The following is a 24,575-nucleotide window of genomic DNA, read 5'->3' on the forward strand; positions in this document are numbered from 1 at the left end:
GTATCAATGTCTTTTGATACCGCCTTTTTGTGTCCACAACAAGATTGAGGAGGGGAAATGTATGAAGAAAAAGCTGGCATGGCTTCTGGCCATGTGCATGACGCTGCAGCTTTCGGCTGTCAATGTTTATGCAGAAGAGGGCGTGATAAGGACGCCTGATACAGCCGCAGGAACGATTGCGGATACTATCGGCAAAGATGCCGGTTCCGGGGAACAGACAGGTACGGACCTGGCGGACGGTCGGGAAGGTACGGACCCGGCGGACGGTCAGGAAGGTACGGACCCGGCGGACGGCTCTTTGGAAGATCAGTCCGGAAATGAGCAGGAAGAAGGAAAAGACCCAGGAGTGGATCAGGAGGAGAAAGATGCGGCTAACGAAAAAGACACAGCGGCGGCTGCTTCTGAGGATCAGGATTCCGGGCAGAAACAGGGAAATTTATCGGTAGAGCTCACATGTAATCTGCCGGTTACTGATGTACAGACACGTATCGGGCAGATATCCGCGGTTTTGTTAAAAGACGGAACTGAGGCTGTCAGGAAGAATTTTACGGCGAAAGACGGCAGTACGACAAAAGGTACGGTTGATCTGAACGGGATTGAAGAGGGAACATACCTGCTCCAGATTAACGGAGGTGGTTTTGTTTATGGCCAGGAAATCGAAATACAGGCAATGAACCAGCAGATACGTCTTGTAGATATGACTGCAGTAATCGAAGGTGCGGCTCATCCGGGAACCTATGGATATGGGGATGTGAACGGGGACGGCGCAGTAGATGACACAGACCGTTCACTGCTTCTTGATGCGGTCAGCGAAGCTTCTTCAGACCTAATGTATGACCTGAACGGGGACGGTGCAGTGGATCTGGCAGATATTCAGTGCTTCACTTATAGTTACGGGACAGAGAGTACAGAGGCGACTGTAACGAGGACTGCTTTGATCGATGAAACGAAGGTTGAGGCTAAGGTTGCCGAGGGGACGGAACTGGCACAGGGGAACAGTGTCATGGATGTTCTGACCGGGGCCGGGAGTATTTCAGTGAAGCCGGTATCGGATGAAGTGATATCCGAAGAGAATCCGGTTGAGATCAGCATTGATCTCTCCGGCCAAAAAGACCTGGCAGTCGGGGGCATTACAATTGCACCGGTACAGGACTCTGTAAATATCATTAAAGGCGGAACCATCGACGTCACCTATACAGACGAAGAAGGGGAGCATACGGAGACATTTGCGATTGATGAGCGGGCGGCCTATTTCCGGTCAAGGGCGGCGGCTGTGGTGACGCAGGAAGCCGATGGTACATTGGTTGTGAATCTGGGAAAACAGGTGGCAGTCAAGAGGATCAAGATCAAGGTTACAGATACCGGAAGTACGAAGCTTGCCGATATCGGAAAAGTAGAGTTTTTAAATGATATGGAGTCAAGAATACCGGCCCCTGTCATGAATATTCCGGGGAACCTTACAGTGACACCGGGCAGTAAGAAATTTACTTTGAACTGGGACGCGCAGGAGAATGTGTCAGGGTACGAGGTGGAGATTACACACGAAGAAAAGACGATCGTTATTCCGGCATCCGTGAACTGGCTGAATGTAACCTCCTTTGGAAATGAAAAACTGAAGAACCTGGAGGTTTACAAAGTCAGGGTCCAGTCTGTGAACGGCGAGTGGAGCAGTGGGTACAGTGATGCGATAGACGCCGTCCCGGCTGCAGACAAAGCACCGGATGCACCGGAGAATGTAAGCGTAAAGGGCGGGTACCGCCTGCTTGATATCTCGTGGAAGAAGATGGAGGATACGGATTACTATACCCTCTATTATAGAATAAAAGGTAAGACTGAGTATCAGAAAGTGGATAACATCACAGCAGCAAGCTACCGGCTTACTGGTCTGGAGAATCAGACAACCTATGAGGTGTGCCTGACCGGGACGAATGACTGCGGGACAAGTAAAAAGTCAACAGTTTATGTAGGGACCACGATGGATCTGGATCCGCCTGTGACATCGAATTACAAACTGATCAATACCGACCAGGGGGTCGGAACGGCAACGGCGCACATTGCAGGTGTGGAATACCCGAGCATTAAGCCGGATAATGAGATGACAGTTGTTGATAACGATTATGCATCCTCCTGGATATTCAATTCATGGGATGCAGGGGGATTTAATTCAGGAAAGCCGTCCCCGATCGTAGAATTTGACCAGGCATATGAGATGAACCGGATTACGGTCGTTCCGGATGCAGGCCAGGCAGGGGGCTATAACTATGCCAAGACCCGGTATTGGGATGAGAATGGCAGCGAACAGATGATAAATGGCTTTTTGACATCCAAGAAAAGTTCCAATGGAAAAGTATATTATGAGCTGTGGTTTGATAAGCCGTTTACAGCAAAAAAAGTACAGGTTAATCTGGCACAGTACTGGGCAGGGAACAACAGTGTTTCGATTGCGGAGATGAAGTTCTACTATTATGACAGTCTGGACGATGAAGTGGAGGCTTTGTATGCTGATAGTCTTCATGTGACACTTGCCGATAATGTGACAAAGGAAATGGTCGATGCTCTGGAGAAACGCACCAACACGAAGGACGAAGTAAGCGGCGAGTATCATCCGAGGCGGGACCTTCTGCTGCGGGAGATCGAAAATGCACGGAATTTTCTGGAGAACGAGAAGCTTTCTGATCCGATCCGGGTAGATACAAGCATTATCAAGGCGAAGGACAATGTTCTTAAGATGGCGTCCGGACTAAATTCCTGGCAGCCGCTCGGGGTTGTGGCACATGAGGGCGAAGAACTGGCAGTCTATGTGGGCAGGGAGAATACCGCAGTTGGCGCCGGTACGAATGTGCGTCTGATTGCGGCCCAGTATCATGCGGAATCAGGCAGTTGGAATAAAGTCGTCGTATCGAATCTGGTGCAGGGGAAGAATGTAGTGACGATGCCGTCCATCAGCAGTCTGAATACGGAACACGGTGGCAGCCTGTATGTAGAATTTACCGGAACTAATAACAAGATTAACATACAGGTCAGAGTGAGCGGCGGCACAAAGATCCCGATGCTGGATATCTCAAAGGCATCTACTGAGGCGGAAAAACGTGCCGCGGTCAGGGCATATGTAGAAGAGTTAAACACGTATGTACCAAAGATTGAGCAGATGCATAACAGCCAGCATCTGGACAAGGACGAAACCCACTGCAATTATGCATATGACAAGCAAAACTGTATTCTGGGAGCGACCGAGATTGTTTTGGATAAGATGATGTATTCTGTCTCAGCAGAACAGATTTTAAACGGTATCAATAAAAAAGCAGGTACAGACGGGAATGATGTGGACAGCCAGACAGAGGTCCTTTACCAGTCTCTGGAGGCAATGGATCAGATGATCACGTTGTTTTACCAGCATAAGGGCCTGACAGACCAGACAGTGCCAGAGAATTATGGCGCAAACAACAGTTTTCCGGTAAGCAGGCTGAATATCCGGTATATGAGGATGTTCGCCGGGGCATTCATGTATGCCGGAGGGCTGCATATCGGAATCGAATGGGGAAGCATCCCGGGCCTCGCACGGTCACAGCCGGTTGTAAGTGACAACGGCAGATATGTGAGCGGGCAGCTGTTTGGCTGGGGCATTGCCCACGAGATCGGGCATATAATCAACCAGCCCGATTATGCAATCGCCGAGATTACGAATAACTATTTCTCTATTCTGGCGCAGGCTGACGAGACGAACGACAAGGTCAGATTCAAATACAAAGATGTTTATGAGAAAGTAACATCAGGAACAAAGGGAAGGGCGTCCAGTGTATTTACGAGTCTGGCTATGTACTGGCAGCTGCATCTTGCCTATGATGACGGTTTTAATTACAAGACTTACGATAACTACGAGGACCAGTTCAATAACCTGTTTTTCGCCAGAGTAGATGCTTATGCGAGAAACACCTCTCTTGCACCGAACGGGCTCTCACTGAACGGGGCAGATACGGACAATAAGCTGATGAGGCTTTCCTGTGCGGCCGCCAGGAAGAACCTTCTGCCGTTCTTTGAAAAGTGGGGAATGACACCGGATGAAACAACGAAGGCATATGCGGCGCAGTTCGGGGAAGAGACAAGAAATATATACTATATCACGGATGAGGCAAGGGTTTACCGTGTGGAAGGCGGGACAGACGCAGCTTCCGGCAGCACGGTCAATGCACAGATGGAGTATAAGAATAATTCAAAGCAGGTTACCCTGAAATTATCTAATACGGCAGCCGACCAGGATGCAATGCTCGGTTATGAAATATACCGCAACGGAAAAGTGGCTGGTTTTGTCGCGGCAGAAGATGGTGAGACCGTATTTACAGATACCATTGATACTGTGAATAACCGGGTATTTACCTACGAAGTAATCGGATATGACAAATTGCTTAACAAGACGGAAAAGACCGTGCTTGACCCGGTTAAGATCTCGCATGACGGCAGTGTTTCCAAGAAGTTATGGTCTGTGACAACAAACATGACGTCACCGGATGACGAACGGGAAACAGGCTCGGATGATAATCCGGAACCAGAAACAGTATCGGCAATTGGGAAGGTTTACAACGATGATTATAGTGACAGTTATGTTGGAGCCTCTAATGAGGCACCTTCTCTGGTCATCAGTTTTCAGGAAATGCTTGCAGTGGCAGGCATGAAGATTACTGTGCCGGAGGAAAGCACAGATGCAATTAAGAAGTATGAGGTCTATGTAAGCAAAGATAATTCCGAATGGACACTGGCGAAAGCAGGCACCTTAACCTATGATGACGGTACGGCTGCCGTATATTTCAGTAAAGAGAATGACAGCTGGATGTATACTTATGATGCCTCATACCTGAAGCTTGTCGTAAAGGGCCAGAATAAGGCCGAACTGTCAGAGATAGACATCCTCGGTCCGGCAGGAGATAATGTGGAGCTTCTGAAAGATGGGATCGGGATACTGAAATCCGATTATGTCTATGATAAGACTCTTGAAGATGGTATGATACCAAAGGGATCGCTGATTTTTACCGGAGAATACAAAGGTAATCCGGCATATAATGCCCTGAAGCTTTATGACCAGAACAAAGAAATCATAGAAGGCACACAGGTGATCTTTGCGGAAGTGCCGGATAAAGGTGAACTCGGGGAGATTTCTTCCGGAACATGGATCTATTATATTGAACCAGATACCTATCAGGAACTTAAGGCAGCCGGCAGGATTCCGCAGAGTGTCACGGCAGAGCTCTACAGAGTCGATGATGCACACACAAATGAAGGTGAGAGGCTTGTAAGTGATACGCTGGAAGTAAAATTGCCGGTCGAACTGAAGGATATTGAAATAAAGGATAACAAGTAGGAGGGATTGAATGTGAAGAGATTAAAAAGAATATTACCGGTTCTTCTGCTTGTGATCTTCGGATACTGTCTGCCTGTATCGGCTCAGGATGCGAAGAATGATACATTCATTCAATGGAAAGCAGATGAAAAGCAGGAGAGTGCACAGCTTATCTTTGCACCAAATAAGGAACTTGTGAACAATGCAGTGACAACCATGCAGATTACGATGCTGGTTACAGATATCACGGGGGATAACCCCGGGGTATCCGTATCCTTTGACCAGTCAGGTGCAGGGGCATACCGTATATCTGATTACAGGTACAATCCTCAAAAGAAGGAATTAAATATCTTTCTCTCGGATACAAAATTACTGTTTGATAAAGACACAAAAAGCTGCTCTATCGGTACCGTGAGCCTCGATATGGATGATTCAGAATGTGAGATTATGATACAGCCGGTCTCTGTGAAAACAGTCAGCCAGAGCCATGCCGTAGGAGAAATCCAGTCAGGGGACCTGGCGGATATGGCTGTAAATCTGAAGAGGGTCAGCGGTACAGACAGCCCGGATGAACCGGGACAGCCAGACCATCCGGATAATCCGGGTGGAACAGATAATCCTGATGTACCGGGGGATTCCGGACAACCGGATAACCCGGGGCAGCCAGATAACCCGGAGCAGCCAGGCAACCCAGATGTACCGGAGAATCCCGGTACCCCGGGACAGCCGGATGCAGATGCTGTATACGATAACGTAAAAGATGTGGTGAAAGAGCTGGAGGAGGGACAAACAGCCCAGATCACATATAAGATTGGAAAAGACGCTGTACTGTCGGACGAAGATCAGAAAACCGTTTTTCAGGCTCTTAAGGGGACCGATAAGTCGCTGACATTTGCAGTGGAAGACGATGGAGGCCTTCTATATTCCTTCACATTCCGCGGAGATCAGATCACGAATGAGAACATCGTCATGGACTTCAGGATAACGTCACTGATCAGCAGCCCTGACATCGGGAAGCTTCTCCAGAAGGGGGCACAGAATCTGTTCCTTGAATTTTCACACAGCGGTAAGCTGCCCGGCCCTGCGGAAGTGAAAGTATATGCAGGCAGTGTATTTGCGGATGGGCAGAAGCTGTACCTGTACTATTACAATCCAGATAAGAAGGCGCTGGAGCCGGTACAGAAGGAGATTATCGTTAATGGAGGATATGTAGTATTTGAACTGACACACTGTTCCAGCTATGTACTGACGACTAAGGAAGTCAAAGAAGCAGGTAAATTCCCGGTACCGGGAGGACAGGAGGCTTCCGGCGGCACTGATGGAAAGAAAGACTTGCAGAAGGGCAATGTGGCGACGGGAGATAACAGTCCGGTTGTGCTGTATATCGTATTACTGGCTATTGCGGCGGCAGCCTTAATCACAACAGTAATATGGCGGAGAATACGGAAATAAAATCATAAGAAACACAAAAATCCGCGGGATGATTCCTGCGGATTTTTGTGTGGGATACAATAAATCAATGGAATTTTGTTCCTATACTTGAAATTATCTGGTATAATCGACCCATAAAAGAGAGTAAAGGGGACGGTGAAATGTCAGAGAAAAAAGAAAAAAGGATACTTGCTGCCATTCTACCCCTGATTGTCGTCCTGATGCTGATAGTGTGGGGCGTAAAGCCGCGCACGGGCGAAACCACAGTCATGACCTCGGCAAACGGCGAATGGGATTTAACCAGTTCCGGTCTTATGCAGAAGAATGTACGAGTTACCGGCGATGTGGAATATGTGCCGGATGCCCTGCTGACCCCGCAGGAATTTTCAGGACGCACGGATATCTGTCTTGGTCAGCCAGATAACGGGACCCAGTATGCCACAAGCCGGATGCGGCTGAAGGTCCCCCGGGGCAGCTATCTCATCTGCGGGTACAGTGTGGACTTTGCAAGCCGTATGTATGTAAACGGCGAACTGCTTTTTGAGGCCGGTGTTCCGGGGGAAAACCGGGAAACAACCACACCGGGTGTAAAATTCTATGTACTCCCGGTATCCCCTGACGAGAATGGTGAGATAGTCATTGTACAGCAGGCGTCCAACTTTACCCATAAGGACAGCGGCACCCACGGAACTCTTTACATAGGCCTGCCGGAACAGATCAACCGGTATGTCTTGAGGAACCTTTGTCCGGAAGTCGTACTTATGGGGTGTTATCTGGTACTGTTTATCGTCCATATGGTTCTTTACACGATGATGCAGCATTACAAACCGAACCTATTGTTTGCACTATTTTGTCTGACGTGGTTTATCCGCACCGGTGTCACCGGGCAGCGCATACTGGGTGCGGTACTTCCAAATCTGCCGTGGACGGTAATCTTCCGGCTGGAATACTTAACGATGCCGTTAAGCGGTATCCTGCTGGTGTGGCTTCTGTACCTGCTCTTTCCCGGTGTACTGCAAAAATGGTTCCCGCCTGCCGCGAGTATTCTGTGCGGGTGCTTTGCTGCCATTGACATATTCGGCCCAACCCTGCTGATGTCCTATACCGCAGTATGGCGTGTCGGGATACTGGGGCTGATCGGCATGTATTTCTTTATCCGGCTTATCTTTCAGAAACAGCGGCCTGATACCGGGCAGCTTGCCGTGCTGGCTGGCTTTGCGTTCCTGTTGTTTGCGGCCCTGTGGGATATGCTGTACCATATGGACATCCATATGCTGCCTGCACTTCGCTTTGCCGTTTCGGAAATGTCAATGGCGGTGTTCGTACTATTTGCCATGACAGCCCTGTTTTTTGGCACTATGAGTGAGGTGCGCCGGGCGAAAGAGCGTGAGGAACGAATGGCTGCCGAAAAGGAAATGATGGCGGAGATGAACCGTATGAAGAATCAGTTCTACACCGATATGTCCCATGAGATGAAAACACCATTAACGGTCATTTCGGTCAACGCACAGTTTGCAGCCCAGAATATCGGGACCGGTGTGGTGGATGAGGAAACGGTAGCGGACTTAAATGCGATCTCCACCGAGGCCAGACGGCTTGCCCAGATGGTAACAAGCCTTGTAGGACTTGGACGTATGCAGGGAACTGATTCCGTGTGTAAAAGGCTGGATCTGGAGTCTCTGATCGTGGAAACGGTGAGGATTTACCAGTCCATGTTTGCCCGGCAGGGGAACACCCTGACAGCAAAGACAGAGCCGGGGCTGCCCCCGGTGGAGGGAAGTGCCGACCAGCTTGTGCAGGTGTTGATTAACCTGCTGAGCAACGCCAACCGGCATACAAAGAACGGGACTGTCCTCGTCCGGGCAGAAGCGCTGGAACATCAGGTGCGGGTGAGTGTTGCCGATGACGGGGACGGTATCAGCCGGGAGCTGCTGCCTCATGTATTCGAGCGGTTCCGGCGTGGTGATGAAGGAGTCACGGGTCTGGGACTTACCATCTGTAAAACAATTATCGAAGGGCATGGCGGCCAGATCGGCGTTCAGAGTGAGGAAGGCAAAGGGGCGGAAGTGTGGTTTACACTGCCGGCGAAGGAGGTTGAACATGAAAGAGACAGGGATAATCCTGCTGGTGGAGGACGATAAGAATATTCAGCGAATCAACCGCCGTATTCTGGAACGTGAGGGATTTTTTGTGCTGTGCGCGGCAGCGCTTTCAGGGGCACGGAAACTGCTTCAGACGCATACGCCCGATGTGCTGGTGCTGGACATCATGCTGCCGGACGGAAGTGGCCTTGCATTCTGTGAGGAAATACGGCCGACCACGTCGGCCCCGGTGTTGTTTCTGACGGCCCTGGATGAAAAGAGTGAGATCATCGAGGGACTTGTAGCGGGCGGCAATGACTATATCACAAAGCCGTATGATGTAGATGAATTTGTGGCCCGTGTCAAGGCACAGCTTCGTCTTGTGCGGATGAACCGGCGGGATACGGAGCAGGCAAAGACCATCACGCGGGGACCGCTTGTGCTGGATACCGTAGCCCTGCGTGCTTTCTTGAACGGTGAAGATATGCTGCTTGCAGCGAGGGAATTTTCTGTCCTGCTCTACCTATTAAAAAATGAAGGCAGGACTATTCCGGCGAAGGAAATCTATGAGGGGGTTTGGAAACAGCCTTTATCAGGGAATGCCAGCGCCATTTGGAAATGCATGTCCCGGCTGAAGAATAAACTGGCGTTGTCCGGCGGGAAAGTATCCCTGATGACCTTTCGGAACGAGGGCTACCTGCTGGAGATTATGGAGGACAAACCTCAGAAAAAATAATAACATTCCGAGTGGATCAATGCGAACCTGACATTTTGGTAAGGTTCGCGTTTTTTATCCCTTTTTTTGCTATCCTAGAATAAAGGAAGGAGGCAGTTTTTATGGAAAAGGAATATCAAGAGGTAACTTTTGAAGTTTGCATAGAGGAAGTACAGAATTATATATGGCAGGGAAAAGTAAAAACAAACGGGAAAACCATATCGTTTAAAAGTGATCTCGAACTAATGCTGCTTTTGGACAGGCTGGTGAATGAAAATTGTCAGGTACCCTGCCCCTAATCCGATGCGTGATATAAAAGAGGAGGGACAGCATATGAAAATGAATTCAGCGGGTATTGCTGGATGCCCCCCGAACCGGTCCTGTGAGGAGAGTGCTGCGCGCAACGAGCAGTTTGTAGGGGAATGTCTGAAGAAGATCAGGAAGGCCCCGGATGCGGAGGAAGGGCTTAAGCGGCTTCTCTGTTTTTTGGGAGAACAGCTGGAGTGTGACCGGGTATACGTTTTTGAAGAAATGGACCGCCAGCACATCCGCAACACTTATGAATGGTGCAGGGCTGGAATATCGTCCGGCATCGAAGAACTGCCTTATGTGGCGAAAAAAGACCTGCTTCCCTGGTACGGGCAGTTGACGAAAGGTGAGAACATCATTGAACCGGACGTGGAACTGCTGAGGGAAAAGGACACGCTGATTTATGAGTTTTTACAGCCCCAGAAAATCCAGTCCATCATTCTGAGTCCTCTGCTGGCCCAGGGAAAAATGTATGGTTTTTTAGGGACAGATAATCCTCCGCCAGAGAAGATGGAACACATCTCGGTGGTATTTGACGTACTGGCCTATTTTGTCTGCTCACTGGTCAGCCAGCGGGAACTGTCAAGGCTTCGGGAAAGCTATTCCCATAAGAAAAGGCCAAAGACGGCCGCACTGCATACGGGAAAGACTGTTCTTCTGGTGGATGACAGTCCGCAGCTGCTGCGCCTGAACGAACGTGTCCTGCGCCCGGAAGGATATTCCATCTTAAGTGCGGGAACATTGTGGGAAGCAAGGACAATTTTGCATAAAACAACGCCGGATGCGATTGTTCTTGATATTGACCTGCCGGATGGGAACGGCCTCGACTTTTGCAGGGAGCTGCGGGCCAGAAAAGAAATTCCGGTCGTGTTCCTTACCGCCCACTCCGACGCACAGACAGTACAGGAGGGTGCCAAAGCCGGAGGGTGTGCACTTTTAACAAAACCTTACCAGATGGAAGAATTACAGAATGCCGTGGCAGATGCGTTGTCTGGAGTTAACATAAAGAAATCCGAAGGGATTGTCGGTAAATCCCAATATTAGTCCCCCTTTACATATCCCCACTGGAGTCAATGCTTTTGCGGCATTGAAATTTCCAGTGGGGATATGCTATAATAAAAAGAACATTTGTTTTGGTTTGGGATTGAGTAACAGAAATGTTTTATGGGAGATTACGGATATGGAGATTCAGGATTTGATCATACACAGGGAAAGACTGGCCAGAAGAGGGGCAGAGTATGCCGCTTTCCCGGCTGGTTTACAGAAAGAGATTAAAAGCTTCTTAGGGCAGAGTAAAATAGAGAAACTGTATTCCCATCAGGCAGAGATGTTTGAGGCTGCCCTCAGGAAAGAGAACGTGGTGATTACGACCTCGACTGCCAGCGGGAAGACGTTAAGTTTCCTTCTGCCTGTGCTGCAGTCGGTCCTGGATGACCCGCTGACGAGGGCCGTCTTTGTCTATCCGACGAAGGCGCTTGCAGCCGACCAGTTCCGTGCACTGAAGCCGTGGCTCGAATACTTTGGGGAAGGGCGGGTATCGGCCGGGGTATACGACGGTGACACCCCGCCCCGGGAGCGCAGCAGAATCCGGAAGAGCGCGAATATCATTCTTACGAATCCGGAGATGCTAAACGGTGCATTCCTGCCGAATCACAGTAAGTATGGTTTTGACTTTATTTTTACAAACCTCAGATACGTGGTGATCGACGAGCTGCACAGCTACCGTGGGGCGTTCGGCTCCCATCTGGCCAATATTTTCAGGAGGCTTAAGAGGGTATGCAGTTATTATGGGGCATCCCCGCAGTTTCTCTGCAGTTCTGCCACGATTGCGAATCCGACTGAACTGGCGGAGAATATATGCGGCGGGAAGTTCACCCTGATCTCACGTGACGGTTCCCCGTGCCCCGAAAAGGAATACCGGATCATACAGCCGCCTGTCATCAAAGGCTCCAATGACAAGGTTTATGGAAGATATTCTTCTACCGCAGTGGCTACGGACCTGCTTCCGCGGCTCGTCGAAGAGAACCATCATTTCATCGCCTTTGCGAGGTCCAGGAAAAGTGTGGAGATTATCTTAAAAGAGTCAAGGGACAAGCTGGATTCAGCGGGGTTCCTGTCACAGGGGGACAGCCGGAAGATCGCGGGTTACCGCGGCGGATATACGCCGCTGGAACGAAAAGAGATCGAGAGAAAGATGATTTCCGGTGAACTATCGGGACTGGTGTCTACGAATGCACTCGAGCTCGGGATTGATATCGGGAATCTGGATACGACGGTAATCGTCGGCTATCCGGGAACAAGGGCCTCTTTCTGGCAGCAGACGGGGAGGGCCGGGAGAGGGCAGGACGCATGTGTAAATTATCTGATACTGGAAAACCAGCCCTTTGACCAGTATATAGCCATTGATCCTGACTGGCTGTTTTGTCAGGAGAGCGAGAATGCGATTGTGGACCGTGACAATCTGCTGATCCAGCTTTCGCATATCCGTGCCGCCGCGGCCGAGATGCCGCTGACGATGGATGATATTGCCCTGTTCCCTGCATTGGGTGAAGTCATCCCGGTACTCCTAAAGGCGGAGGAATTAAAGAGTCTGGGAGGGAAGTTTGCATGGTCCGGCCCCGCATTTCCCGCAGGGGACTACAGCCTGAGGAACATGGACCAGACGAGGTTCAAACTGATTCTGGAAAAAGAAGAGAGAGAAATTACGGAGATGGACGAATCCCAGGCATACCATGAGATTTACCCGGGGGCGGTGTATATGCATGAAGGGACGTCCTATGAGGTACTGAGCCTTGACCTGAAAAGCCGTACCGCCAGATGTATTCCTTTTGACGGCAATTTTTATACCGTGCCGGCAGGAACCAAGGAAACGAGGGTCCTTCAGGTTTTTCAGGAGGAGCCCTACGGGCGCACGCACATCCGGTTCGGGGATATCAATGTGAACGAACTGGTCTCCATGTTTAAGAAGCTTCAGTTCCATAATCATCAGAATCTGGGATATGTAAGCTTAACAGTGCCACTTCAGAAGGACTATGATACGGAGAGCACATGGCTGGAGATCCCGGAGAATGTGGTCTATGTCTTCCGCAGGCTCTTACAGAGGAACCAGTCAGGAGAACTCGTGAGGAACAATCACTTTGACGGGCTGTCAAACGCTGTCAGGAACGCGGCGATGATGGTTACGATGGCTGCACGGGACGATATTGATGTAGTTGTTTCCGGCAACGCGCTGATTCCGGATGACAGGGACGAAGCAGTCGTATACATGTTTATTTATGATAAGTATGTGGGCGGGCTGGGATATTCGGAGAAGATATACGACCTGATCCCGAAGATCCTGGAAAATGCAGTCCACATGGTGAAAAACTGTCCCTGCGAGGATGGCTGTCCGGCATGTGTGGGTGATTATACACTGGATAAAAAGCTAGTACTGTGGGGGCTTACTAATCTGCTTGAGAAGACAGCGGCGCCGGAATCTGTCAAAATGGTTGAAGAGACGGAGAAGCCGGCCGTACAGAAGCAATTTTCCTTTTTCTCTCTTCCTGAAAACTGGGAAGAGTTCTGTGACTGTGTGGAGAAAAACGGCGAGACCGGAGGGGCATTCTTAAAGACGGTACAGCGCGTGGATATAAAGGGGCACTGCCTGACCATAACCGTAGGAAACACTTTCAATGAGATGTGGATCAAGGAGCCGGAGAACAAAAAGAGTATTGAGAATATCCTGCGCTATCATGCAGTCTGTCCTGCGGATATGAGACTGGAAGTGGCGGCGCAGATAGATGAGGACAGGGAAAAGAAGATAAAGACAAGGCTGGAAAGAAGGTTTGAAGATATTGTATTATGAAGAACAGTGGGAACGCCTGAATGAATACCAGAGGGCAGCCGTGCTGGATGAAAGCCCGGCCTGTGTCGTCAACGCCAATGTCGGAAGCGGCAAGACAACAGTACTGATTGCTAAGATTCTGTACCTGCATATAGAGAAAAAGGTTCCGGTGCGGAGCATGACGGTCCTTACATTTACGAATAAGGCTGCAGGGGAGATCAGGGAGCGTCTGCTTAAGATAGAGCCGGGCCTTACCGACGAAGAACTGGCAGGATTTGGAACCTTCCATAGTGTCGCAATGAATTTTTTAAGATCCTCTCTCCCGGTTGAGAAGGCAGGGCGGACGAAGGATTTCATGATTATCGAGCCGGATGAAGAGGCGGAGCTGGCCCTGCGCCTTGCGAAGGAAAGAAAGCTGAGCATCAAGTACAAGAACCGCCTGAAAAAGCGGATGGAGCAGGAGTATGCGGCCTTTTGCCAGGGGAAGGGGATAAGCCGTTACAAAGATGACCTGTTTATTTTGTTTCAGGCCTTACAGGAAGAGAAGAAGCGGCAGAATAAAATGTCCTTCGCGGATCTGATAGAAATCAGCACAGAACTGTTGAAAGAAGAAAATGAAAAGCCTGCATGGATCATCATTGATGAGGTGCAGGACAGCGACAGAAAGCAGATGGACTTCATTACCGCGCTGAAGGGGGAGCAGACAAGGCTCTTTGCGGTAGGTGACCCGAACCAGCTGATCTACAGCTGGAGGGGGAGCGTGGAGACGATGTTCTACTTTCTGAAACATCAGTTCGGGGCGAAAGAACTTTCACTTCCGGTTAACTACCGTTCCAGCGGGACGATACTGGAGGCGGCGGAGAAGTTCCTGCAGTATGGGAATACCGTGGCGGGCAGCAGGGAGGCCGGAAGTCCCATACTGGTGAGAAACCATTACGATGCTTTTCAGGAAGCCGTATATCTGGCACAAAAGATCAGGCAGATGAACGAAAAAGATATGGATTACGGGGAAATTGCAGTTTTTTACAGGCTCCAGAGCCAGTCGGAGATATTGGAAAACGTTTTTGAAAAGGAAGGGATTCCGTTTACCGTCTCGCTGAGAAAGACACTGAGGGATATTCCTGTTCTGGAGTGGTTTGTGAAGGTACTTGCATATGCCTGCAATCCGGAGGATATCTATGCGGCAGAGGCTGTGCTGTCCCATCCGTCCTATGGGGAGGGGGCAGGGAAAAAGGGCTGGAAAAGCTTTCTGGCAGAACCGGAAGAAGGCCGGTCCCGGATTTTTGAAAGGATGCGCGGTTTTATGCATACATTCTCGGAAGTGCAGGTACAGGAGCCGGAACAGATCTACCGGTATTTTTTACTGGATGACTATTTACGACCCAATGCAGCTTCATTTGTAGAAGACAGGGATATGGTCCTTGATTTCTGCAAAAGGCTGACTGACTACAGCAGCGAGAATCACAGGCCCTTCTTTGAGGGTACCTCAGAGTTTCTTCGTTCATCGGCACTGTATGGTATCCAGATACTAAAAACGGAGGAAAATCCGGGGCGGGACAAGGTAAGGCTGATGACACTGCATGCCTCCAAGGGGCTGGAATTTACCAGTGTATTTATCATCGGTGTAAATGACGGGCTGCTTCCGCTGGCTGGGCGCGGGTTTGAAGAGGAGGAAGAAGAACGCAGACTTTTCTTCGTGGGAATGACAAGGGCAAGGGCATATCTGGAACTGTCTTACTACACGAATCCGGGACAGCCCCGTGCGGCGGGCGGCCCGGGCAGATATCTGAAAATGCTTCCCCGGCATCTTCTGGACTGGGAGGAAGATAAGACCCCGGAAGAGAAGCAGGCTAATCTCCAGCAGCTGAGGAAAGCAGTGAGTAAGGAAATGAACCGTGTACCGGGAGGGAAGCAGGAAGTAAAGAAAGTCAGGCACGCCAGATATGGAACCGGTGTACTCATCTCGGAAAATGAAATGACTGTGGAGGCAGAGTTCGAGGGGTATGGTAAAAAAGAATTTTTGAAGGCGTTTGGTGAGGTTGAGATATTAGGATAAAAAAGATTAGCAGGAAATCTAAAAAGGATTTCCTGCTAAATCCGCAGTAATTCATTTACTGTTGCATCCAGCACTTCGGCAAGGGTTATAAGTTCATAATCGGCGACAATACGTTCACCGGTTTCGATACGGCTGATGGCTTTTTGATTTAAATTAAGACCTGCAAGCTGCAGCTTTGCGGCAAGCTGTTCCTGCGAGAGTCCGGCTTTTTCACGAAGCATTTTGACTTCAGGACCAGAGGCATTGCATTTGCCATCTATATATTTGTATATTTTCAAGAGACAGCTCCTCCATTTATTCCTTAAATAGGTAATATATATTTTGACATTATCATAGTACTTCATGCATGTTTATCCCAAAGATAACTAATTTAAATATGGGAACAATGTATACCGGTCTTTGATTGCAAATTACTAAATTGTCTGATAAATTAGAAGTATATAAAAATATTGGGGGAAATACTCCTGAACAGATGGGAGGCATTGCTTATGGAACTGCTTACGCTATATCTGGTCGATGATGAACCGATCATATTAAAAGGACTGCTGGAAACCTATGACTGGGAGCGGATGGGTTTTGAGGTGACGGGATGGGCGCGCGACGGGGAAGATGCGCTGAAGGAGATTCCCGCAAAGAAACCGGATGTAGTCCTGACAGATGTCCGGATGAAGAAGATGGATGGACTTGCGCTGATTGAGAAAGTAAAAGCGATGGACCTGAAGACGAATTTCGTGGTAATCAGTGCCTACCGTGATTTCGAGTATGCAAGGAAAGCTTGCCAAAACGGGGCGCTTTCCTATCTGGTAAAACCGATTGAGGAAGAAGAACTCGAACGGACGATGTCCGAGATCTACGAGATGTGTACAGAGAAAAAGTTCAAGGAAAAGAACTATTCTCTCTGGGAAAAAGTGCTTCTAGAGGATAAGGACAACTTCCTGAACCAGATGGTCGGGAAATATCTGGATGATGCGATGGACGAGCCGGAGCTTGCTGAATTCTTCATCAGCCTGTCCCGGGAGGCGGAGATGAATCATTCCTTTGCCGTGATCACGGCAGGGATTGACATTGCACAGCGTGTCGTGAACCAGAAGGAGTTCGATATGAAGCAGTATGTTCTGGACACAAGTCTGAATAAGAGGATCCGGGAAAAGTATCAGGTCTGGACGAAGGGGACGCAGGAGGGCGCCACCTGCTATATCGTGGATCTGGGGGAAAGCGGAAGGGTTGAACCGCTGAAAATCATCCTGACCGACCTGCGATCAGAATTAAAAGGGGATATGATCTCGGCCCTGTCGAACAGTGAACACGGGATCAGTGGTCTGAAAACTGCATACATACAGTCTCTCCATCTCTTTGAGGTGGCGGCGGAGGCCGGCGCGGGGCTGCTTTCTATGGAAGGGAAGTCCCTTCCCAGAACGAAGAACCAGTATTCACTGGATGTGGAGACACAGGTTCTGGGGGCATTGCGAAAGAATGATATAAAGCAGATCAAGAAGGCTTATGAGAAGTTTGTCTATATTCTCCCGGAAGACGAAGATGCTGTCCGGGTATATCTGCGCAGGCTTGCCGTGCGCGTGGAGTTTTCTATCGAAGATTCCTACGGGCTGATACCGGAAATGAAGCAGAGTTTCCGCAACTTCTATGATGCGGTGGATACCGTGAATCCTCCGAAGGGCGTGAATATCCTGTATCAGCTTCTTCTGCATATTATCGAACTGCGAAGTAATATGGAGGAAGATACGTCAAGGGAGTATTTTCAGGATTACATACCGGTTGCTCTGAATTACATCCGGGAAAATCTGCAGGATGAGAATTTATCAATCGGCAGTGTGTCTGAACATGTATATCTGAATCCGGTTTATTTCGGCCGGATTTTTAAGAGTGTCATGAAAATGCCGTTTAAGCGCTATGTGCAGAATATGCGGATGGAAAAGGCGAAGGAACTGATTCTGGAGGATCAGGAGAGCATTGCAAATATCTGTGTACAGGTGGGGATTCCGAATCCGTCTTATTTTTCACAGGTGTTTAAACAGTATACGGGAATTCTGCCCAGTGAATATAAAAGGAGTCTCGAAGCATGAAAACCGGGAGCAGAGAATCTGGCACAGGGAAGGCGGGGTACAGAAAGTATTTCTTCGGCATCCGGAAAAAGGCGGTCGTATCGATCACCGTCATTTTCGGTATCATTTTTTTCCTGACCTATCTTGGAATCAACAAAATAGTAAAAGATAATACAAGGGAATTCCTGACAGACCAGTATTCTTATCTGAACGATAAGGTGCTGGGTTCTTTCAGGAATACTTATGATGAGCTGAATTCCCTGACAGCCGACTTTGTGACCAATGACTATGTGCAGAAAACACTGACGAACCAGACAGTGACGGCTTCGGACAGAGACATGATGGAGCGGACGCTGTCTTATTATAATAAAAGTTTTCTGGATTCTTATCTGGTGATTGATAATAAGGGAAACCAGTATTCCCAGAAGGGAATCCGGCTGGATATGGAAAAATTCAGGAAAAGTGCAATCTATCAAAGTCTGGGGGATGAGTATTCGAAAACAAAGATTCTCTGGACGAGGGACGTAATCTTTGGAACGAATGAAATGAGTTTCTTTGCGGTGCGGTATATCCGTGAGATGAATTCTGTACACGATGCGGGGGTTTTAATCCTGAAGCTGAATGAACGAGTCATGGATGCCGTGAGGGAGAGTGCGGAAAATGAAGAACTGGCTTATTTTATCGTCAATTCAGACAAGGAAATCTGTTATAAAATCATACCGGACGGGATGGATGAAAGCTGGCATCAGGAACTCAATGAGAGACTGTGGAATCCGGATGAAACAGAGTCCAAAAGCCTGAAAAACGGGATATTCAGCGGAAGAACCGACGAGAGGACGAAGTTTGCCGTAATCACGTATGCACCGGGCAGTGTGACCAATCAGGTAATCCGTGAGATCCAGCTTGTCATGGGTCTGATTTTTGGACTGATGTTTGTATTGACAGTGGCGGGGGTGGCCTTTTTTACAAAACGCCTTACGAGTCCGATTGAGTATTTGAGCTCCACGATGCGGGATTTCGACGACAGTAAACTGGATGAGCGGATTTCCCTCGATACGAATACGGAACTGGATTTTATCGGGCATGCCTACAACAAGATGATCGAAAAGGTAAAGAGCCTGATGAACGATGTTATGAAGAAAGAGAAGGAACTCAAAGACAGTGAGATGCAGACGATGCTCTACCAGATCCGCCCGCATTTCCTGTATAACACACTGGATACGATCTATATGCTTGCCCGGATCCAGAAGGAAGAAACGATCATGAAGATGACACAGTCTTTGTCCAGATTCCTGCGGATTAACTTAAGCAACGGGCGGGAGAGTATCGAGGTGAGTCAGGAACTGGAGCATGTCAGTTCCTATCTGGAGATCCAGAAGATCAGGAATACAGACCTTTTTGAGTACGAGGCCAGTGCAGAGCCGGGAACAGAGAAGCTTTTCGTGACAAAAATGATTCTCCAGCCAATTGTGGAGAACAGTATCAAACATGGCTTCCGGGATATTTATTCCGGCGGGATGATCTGGATTCGGGCATACTGTGAAGACGGATATCTCTGCTTTTCCGTGGAAAATAACGGGACGCCTGTCCTGCCGGATGCGCTTGAGAAACTAAACAGGATGGAGCAGGTGTCTATGGATGAGATTGACATGCTGATCGAGAAAAGACAAGGCGGTTTTGGCATCTGCAACGTAGTAAAACGTCTGCGGCTTAAGTACAATGACCAGATTCGTTTTTACTATGTAGCAAAAAGCGCAGGGACAGAGTGTGTGATAAAAATCAGGCTGGAGGAACTGGAACATTGAGAAAAAGAAAAATGATGAATGTATGTGTATGTTTGATTGCTTTCGCAGTACTGCTCCCCCTGTCCGCATGTAGCCCCAAACAAGAGGTACAGAGGAATGACAGGGAAGAGGCAGCAGGCATCCCTGTTACATTTCTCATTAATCCGGCCACAAACTTAAGTGAGAATCAGGAGCTGGCTGAGGCATTTAACGAGGAGTATGAAGGCGAATACTATATGGATGTGGAATGGCTGACGGAGAGCGCCAGCGGCTACAGGGAAAAGCTGAAGCAGTGGAATATTCTGGACGAGATGCCCGCCGTGATCACAGATGCGGGATTCGATTATGACTTCTATACACTTCTTACAGAAAACAAACGGCTCGTGAATCTGAGACCATATATGGATGCAATTCCCCAGTGGAAGGCCGCGGTCGAGCCGGAGATACTGGATGCATGTACTGAAGAGTCCGGGGACATATATCTGGCGCCTCTGGGGAGCGGGATTCAGTCCTATGCCGGGATCATTTACAACAAGGAGCTGTTAAGACAGGCAGGTTACGAAACATTTCCAAAGACGTGGGAGGCATTCTGGGACTGTCTCGATGCCTTGCAGGCGAAGGGCATAACGCCGCTGTCCCTCCACGGCTACGGGAGTTACTGGGTGCCGATGCTGTTTGCAACAAGTTATCTGTACGGTACGCGGGAGGGACAGGCCTTTTTAGACCAGGATTTTCCGGACAGTTACCAGACGCCTGAGATGGCAGATATGATGGAAATGCTGGACAGAATGTACGGCTATACATACGCGGATGCCGTAGAAATTGATTATGACGAGGCAGAGGAACGCTTTTGCAGCCGGGAAGCCGCAATTTTTGCAAACGGGTACTGGATGATTCAGGAGATGCCAGATAACGTGAAAGAAAACATGGGGTTTGCCCCATTCCCCGGAAATATTCTGATGAATTCGCCGCGCATGAGTGCATGGGCGCTCACTGCCGGTTACGATGCAAAAGTAACCGATGGGGCCGCAAAGCTGCTGGCATTTAGGGTGGAACTGGATGCACGGAATTCGGAGAAGCTGCAAAACAAAGAGGGGGTGAGTGCGCTGGAGTGCAGTTATATAGACGCGGTCGAAAGCGTCAGCACCGTCATGCCGAATTACCAGATGAAATGGGAGCAGGAGATACAGAACGATTTCTTTACAGAAAGACTGCCGGGGTATCTGGATGGAGAGATAGATACAGGGACACTTCTGAAAGAAATGGATGAAAGGCTGGAACAGATACGGGTGAAAAAGTAATTTTATAAACCTCAAGTGTTTAATTATTGATACTTGAGGTTTATTTATTTGTATATCCTTATTTCTTCCCGATGCTATAATTCAGAAAAAGTTAAACAAGTCCACATAGTAAAGGAGAAGGAAATGAAGAAGAAAGTTGTATCAGTTTTTTTAGCGGGTGTAATGGCGGTATCAGTACTGGCCGGATGCGGGGCAGATAAGAAGGAGGCTGCGTCTGGGTCAGGAACGTCGAAGGCGGCGGGATATGCCGAGGATGCGAAGCTGAAGATATGGGGGTCACAGGAAGACCAGGATATGCTAAAGGGGATTATCGAGGACTTCAAGGCGGACAATCCGGAAGCAGCGGGATGGACCATTGAGACAGCAGTGGTAAGTTCACCTGACGCCAAGACTGAGATTTTGAAAGATCCGTCTGTAGCCGCAGATGTGTTTGAATTCGCTTCCGACCAGATCGCGGAGCTTAAGGATGCAGGTGTTCTTTACAGAATTACAAAAAACAAAGATGAAATTATTGCGAATAACGTTGAAAACTCAATCGCGGCGGCAACCGTGGACGGGGAACTGTACGGGTATCCGAATACATCCAATTCATTTTTTATGTACTATGACAAGAGCAAGTACACAGAGGATGAGGTAAAGAGTCTGGACACGATGCTTGCAAAAGACTTAGGTTCAGGCGTGACGAACTTTTCTATGGACCTTGACAACGGATGGTATACATCTTCCTTTTTCTTCGGGGCAGGCTGCACCTTATTCGGAGAAGACGGATCTGATCCGAAGCAGTGTGACTTCAATAACGAAAAAGGTGTTCTTGTAGGGGATTACCTGTTGGACCTGTGCAATAACCCAAAGGTGAAAAATCAGGACGACGCACTTCTTCTTGCATCTTTTAAAGAAGGCAAGCTGGGGGCCAGCCTGACTGGTACATGGAACGCAGCAGCACTTCAGGAGTCTTTAGGGGACAACTTCGGAGTGGCAACTGTACCGGCAATTACTCTTGAGGACGGAACGGAAGTTTCACCGAGTACCATTGTTAACTTTAACCTGTACGGCGTAAATGCGCAGACGAAATATCCTGCCGAATCCATGCTTTTAGCAGAATATCTGTCTAATGAAAAGAGCCAGAAGGTTCGCTTCGAAGTAAGAAATTCAGCGCCTACGAACCAGGCACTGGCAGCAGATACAGAACTTCTGGGCACAAGCCCTGCTGTAGAAGTACTCTCCAAACAGATCGAGACATCCACAGTACAGCCGTCCATCGCACAGATCGCCAATTTCTGGAGTCCGATGGAAGCCTTTGGACAGGACTGCATAGCAAAGTCTGTTACGAAAGATAATATGCAGAAAACAATGGACACGATGGTTCAGGGAATCCTCTCAAAGCTCGGTGAAGAATAGAGAAAGGGACCTGTTTTGAAGGTAAGGAGAAGAGCTTTATGAGTAAAAATAGATCAAAAAAAGCTGCACAAAAGCCAAGGGAATACCTTCTGAAAAGAGTCATCCGTGAGGGTGATGTGTGGGCGAAGGCATCCATGCTGGTTATGGGGATCGCCAATATACGCAGGAAGCAGATTGTAAAAGGTCTGCTCTTCCTGCTGGCAGAGGCAGCATTTATTTTTTATATGGCAGTGAGCGGTATCAGGGCTTTAGGCAATATGATTACACTCGGAACACAGACACAGGGCTGGGTATTCGATGAAACGCTGGGAATTGATGTTCTGACAGAAGGAGATAACTCCATGCTTCTTTTATTATATGGAGTTGTATGTCTCTTCCTGATTGTATTCTTTGTTTTAACATGGAGGGCAAACCTGAAATCGGCCCTGGAGGTACAGGCACTGGAGAAGGCCGGGAAGAAAGTTCCGGGACTAATTGATGACGTGAAGGTATATCTGGATGCGAAGTTCCACCGTACTATTCTGACATTTCCTATGATCGGAGTGCTCGCATTCACGGTACTCCCGCTAGTATACATGATTCTGGTTGCGTTTACCAACTATGATAATGCACACCAGCCTCCGGGAAATCTTTTCACATGGATCGGTTTGGATAACTTTGTTACGATCTTAGGCTCGGGCAGTACGATATCCAAGACCTTCTGGCCGATCCTTGGATGGACAATTACATGGGCCGTTTTTGCGACGGTGCTGAACTACATAGGGGGAATCCTGCTTGCCCTGCTGATCAACCGTAAAGGAGTGAAATTCAAGGGCCTCTGGAGGACGATTTTTGTCATGTCAATTGCGATTCCGTCTTTCGTTTCGCTTCTGATAATGAAGACGATGCTTCAGCCGGAAGGTGCTGTGAATGTCCTTTTGAAGAGCTGGGGAGTCATTCAGGACAGCATTCCATTTCTGACGAATGCAACTCTGGCAAAAGTGACGATCATCGTTGTTAATCTTTGGATTGGAATTCCGTACACCATGCTGATTACTTCCGGTATTCTGATGAATATTCCGGCTGACCTGTATGAGGCGGCTCGTGTGGATGGGGCGAATGCAAGGGTTATGTTCAGAAAGATCACAATGCCATATGTCCTGTTTGTTACGACACCATACCTGATCACACAGTTTATCGGAAATATTAATAACTTTAATGTAATTTACCTTCTGTCGAAGGGCGGACCGTCTACCCTGGATTACTATCAGGCGGGAAAGACAGACCTGCTTGTCACATGGCTTTACAAGCTGACAGTAACAAGCAAGGACTACAGCTATGCATCGGCAATCGGTATTCTTGTATTTGTCATTTCCGCAGTATTTTCTCTGATTACATACAGAAGAACGTCTGCATATAACAATGAGGAGGCATTCCAGTAATGAAAAAAACAAAATCTATGTCAAAAAATAAAAAAATCAGGAACATTGCCTCTTATATTACATTAACCATATTGTCCGTCATCTGGATGATTCCCGTTTTCTGGGTAGTCATGACATCTTTTAGGGAAGAAAGCGGTTCCTATACATCCTATTTCTTTCCGAAGGGACTTACGATTGCAAATTACGTCAATCTGCTTACTGATAACTCCCAGTTTCACTTTGTGAAATGGTTTGGAAATACGCTGTTTGTTGCAGTTTTCAGCTGTCTGATTTCCACGTTTTTTGTATTGTCCGTCTCTTATGCCACGTCGAGGATGCGGTTTAAAATGAGAAAGCCTATGATGAATGTGGCACTGATACTGGGGATGTTTCCAAGCTTCATGTCCATGATAGCAGTCTACTATATCTTAAAGGGGCTGGGAATTACACAGTCACTTGTGGCGCTGATTATGGTATACTCAGGAGGGGCGGGGCTGTCGTTCTTTATTGCGAAAGGATTCTTCGACACGCTGCCGAAATCACTGGATGAAGCTGCCTATCTGGATGGGGCGACGAAGTTTCAGATTTTCAGGAAAATCACACTGCCTATGTCCAAACCGATCGTTGTCTATACGGTGCTGACCTCGTTCATGGCACCCTGGATGGACTTCATTTTCTCCAGTGTAATCATGGGAGACAATTATAACAACTATACGGTTGCCCTGGGACTGTTTAAGATGCTGGAGAGAGAATTTATTAACGATTACTATACACAATTCGCCGCGGGCTGCGTACTGGTATCCATACCGATTGCGGCACTGTTCATCAGTATGCAGAAGTATTACGTGGAAGGCGTATCCGGCGGGGCAGTCAAAGGCTAGGTAA

Annotated in this window: 15 protein-coding genes; 14 read left to right on the forward strand and 1 reads right to left on the reverse strand. The window is 48.4% G+C overall.

All coding sequences use genetic code 11. From position 1 onward, the window contains the following. The first annotated feature begins 61 nt into the window (after window positions 1–61). From ABIN22_RS01020 to ABIN22_RS01055, 8 genes are all read left to right on the forward strand, one after another. The gene (locus tag ABIN22_RS01020) at window positions 62–5,353 is read left to right on the forward strand and encodes a fibronectin type III domain-containing protein (protein WP_346906120.1); all 5,292 of its coding nucleotides are present in this window, start codon (window positions 62–64) and stop codon (window positions 5,351–5,353) included. Window positions 5,354–5,365: 12 nt separating this feature from the next. Continuing rightward, window positions 5,366–6,784 (forward strand): hypothetical protein, encoded by a 1,419-nt coding sequence (locus ABIN22_RS01025; protein WP_346906121.1) that lies wholly within the window; start codon window positions 5,366–5,368, stop codon window positions 6,782–6,784. A gap of 140 nt (window positions 6,785–6,924) precedes the next feature. After that, window positions 6,925–8,904 carry a sensor histidine kinase gene (locus ABIN22_RS01030; RefSeq protein WP_346906122.1) on the forward strand — a complete coding sequence of 660 codons (1,980 nt, stop codon included), beginning with the start codon at window positions 6,925–6,927 and terminating at the stop codon, window positions 8,902–8,904. Further along, complete coding sequence (locus ABIN22_RS01035) at window positions 8,864–9,580, forward strand: response regulator transcription factor (RefSeq protein ID WP_109729736.1); 717 nt, start codon at window positions 8,864–8,866, stop codon at window positions 9,578–9,580. Before ABIN22_RS01030 ends, ABIN22_RS01035 begins: the two co-directional genes overlap by 41 nt. Window positions 9,581–9,681: 101 nt before the next feature. Further along, the gene (locus ABIN22_RS01040) at window positions 9,682–9,858 is read left to right on the forward strand and encodes a hypothetical protein (protein WP_181368562.1); all 177 of its coding nucleotides are present in this window, start codon (window positions 9,682–9,684) and stop codon (window positions 9,856–9,858) included. 34 nt (window positions 9,859–9,892) lie between these two features. Then, window positions 9,893–10,912 carry a response regulator gene (locus ABIN22_RS01045; protein ID WP_346906123.1) on the forward strand — a complete coding sequence of 340 codons (1,020 nt, stop codon included), beginning with the start codon at window positions 9,893–9,895 and terminating at the stop codon, window positions 10,910–10,912. Window positions 10,913–11,048: 136 nt separating this feature from the next. After that, entirely contained in the window at window positions 11,049–13,712 is a 2,664-nt protein-coding gene (locus ABIN22_RS01050) for a DEAD/DEAH box helicase (RefSeq protein ID WP_346906124.1), read from the forward strand. Then, a complete protein-coding gene (locus ABIN22_RS01055; protein WP_346906125.1) occupies window positions 13,693–15,747 on the forward strand; it encodes an ATP-dependent helicase in 2,055 nt (684 codons plus the stop codon). The genes ABIN22_RS01050 and ABIN22_RS01055 overlap by 20 nt, the downstream gene beginning before the upstream one ends. Window positions 15,748–15,782: 35 nt before the next feature. Here ABIN22_RS01055 and ABIN22_RS01060 read toward each other — a convergent pair whose 3' ends face one another. Then, window positions 15,783–16,025, reverse strand: a complete 243-nt coding sequence (locus ABIN22_RS01060) for a helix-turn-helix domain-containing protein (RefSeq protein WP_243099375.1) — start codon at window positions 16,023–16,025, stop codon at window positions 15,783–15,785. A 210-nt stretch (window positions 16,026–16,235) separates the two neighbouring features. On the opposite strand from ABIN22_RS01060, the gene ABIN22_RS01065 reads away from it, so the two are divergent. From ABIN22_RS01065 to ABIN22_RS01090, 6 genes are all read left to right on the forward strand, one after another. After that, window positions 16,236–17,828, forward strand: a complete 1,593-nt coding sequence (locus ABIN22_RS01065; RefSeq protein WP_346906126.1) for a response regulator — start codon at window positions 16,236–16,238, stop codon at window positions 17,826–17,828. Further along, window positions 17,825–19,612 carry a sensor histidine kinase gene (locus tag ABIN22_RS01070; protein ID WP_118621245.1) on the forward strand — a complete coding sequence of 596 codons (1,788 nt, stop codon included), beginning with the start codon at window positions 17,825–17,827 and terminating at the stop codon, window positions 19,610–19,612. The genes ABIN22_RS01065 and ABIN22_RS01070 overlap by 4 nt, the downstream gene beginning before the upstream one ends. Further along, the gene (locus ABIN22_RS01075) at window positions 19,609–20,892 is read left to right on the forward strand and encodes an ABC transporter substrate-binding protein (protein ID WP_346906127.1); all 1,284 of its coding nucleotides are present in this window, start codon (window positions 19,609–19,611) and stop codon (window positions 20,890–20,892) included. Before ABIN22_RS01070 ends, ABIN22_RS01075 begins: the two co-directional genes overlap by 4 nt. Window positions 20,893–21,015: 123 nt before the next feature. Continuing rightward, window positions 21,016–22,290, forward strand: coding sequence for an extracellular solute-binding protein (locus ABIN22_RS01080; RefSeq protein ID WP_118621249.1), 1,275 nt, complete (start codon window positions 21,016–21,018; stop codon window positions 22,288–22,290). 38 nt (window positions 22,291–22,328) lie between these two features. Then, window positions 22,329–23,711, forward strand: a complete 1,383-nt coding sequence (locus tag ABIN22_RS01085; protein WP_118621250.1) for a carbohydrate ABC transporter permease — start codon at window positions 22,329–22,331, stop codon at window positions 23,709–23,711. Continuing rightward, window positions 23,711–24,571: a sugar ABC transporter permease gene (locus ABIN22_RS01090; protein WP_207657843.1), complete on the forward strand. Its 861-nt coding sequence runs from the start codon at window positions 23,711–23,713 to the stop codon at window positions 24,569–24,571. Before ABIN22_RS01085 ends, ABIN22_RS01090 begins: the two co-directional genes overlap by 1 nt. The last annotated feature ends 4 nt before the right edge of the window (window positions 24,572–24,575 follow it).

It is taken from the genome of Faecalicatena orotica, assembly GCF_905197545.1.
In the GTDB taxonomy this organism is placed as follows: Bacteria; Bacillota; Clostridia; order Lachnospirales; family Lachnospiraceae; genus Faecalicatena_A; species Faecalicatena_A orotica.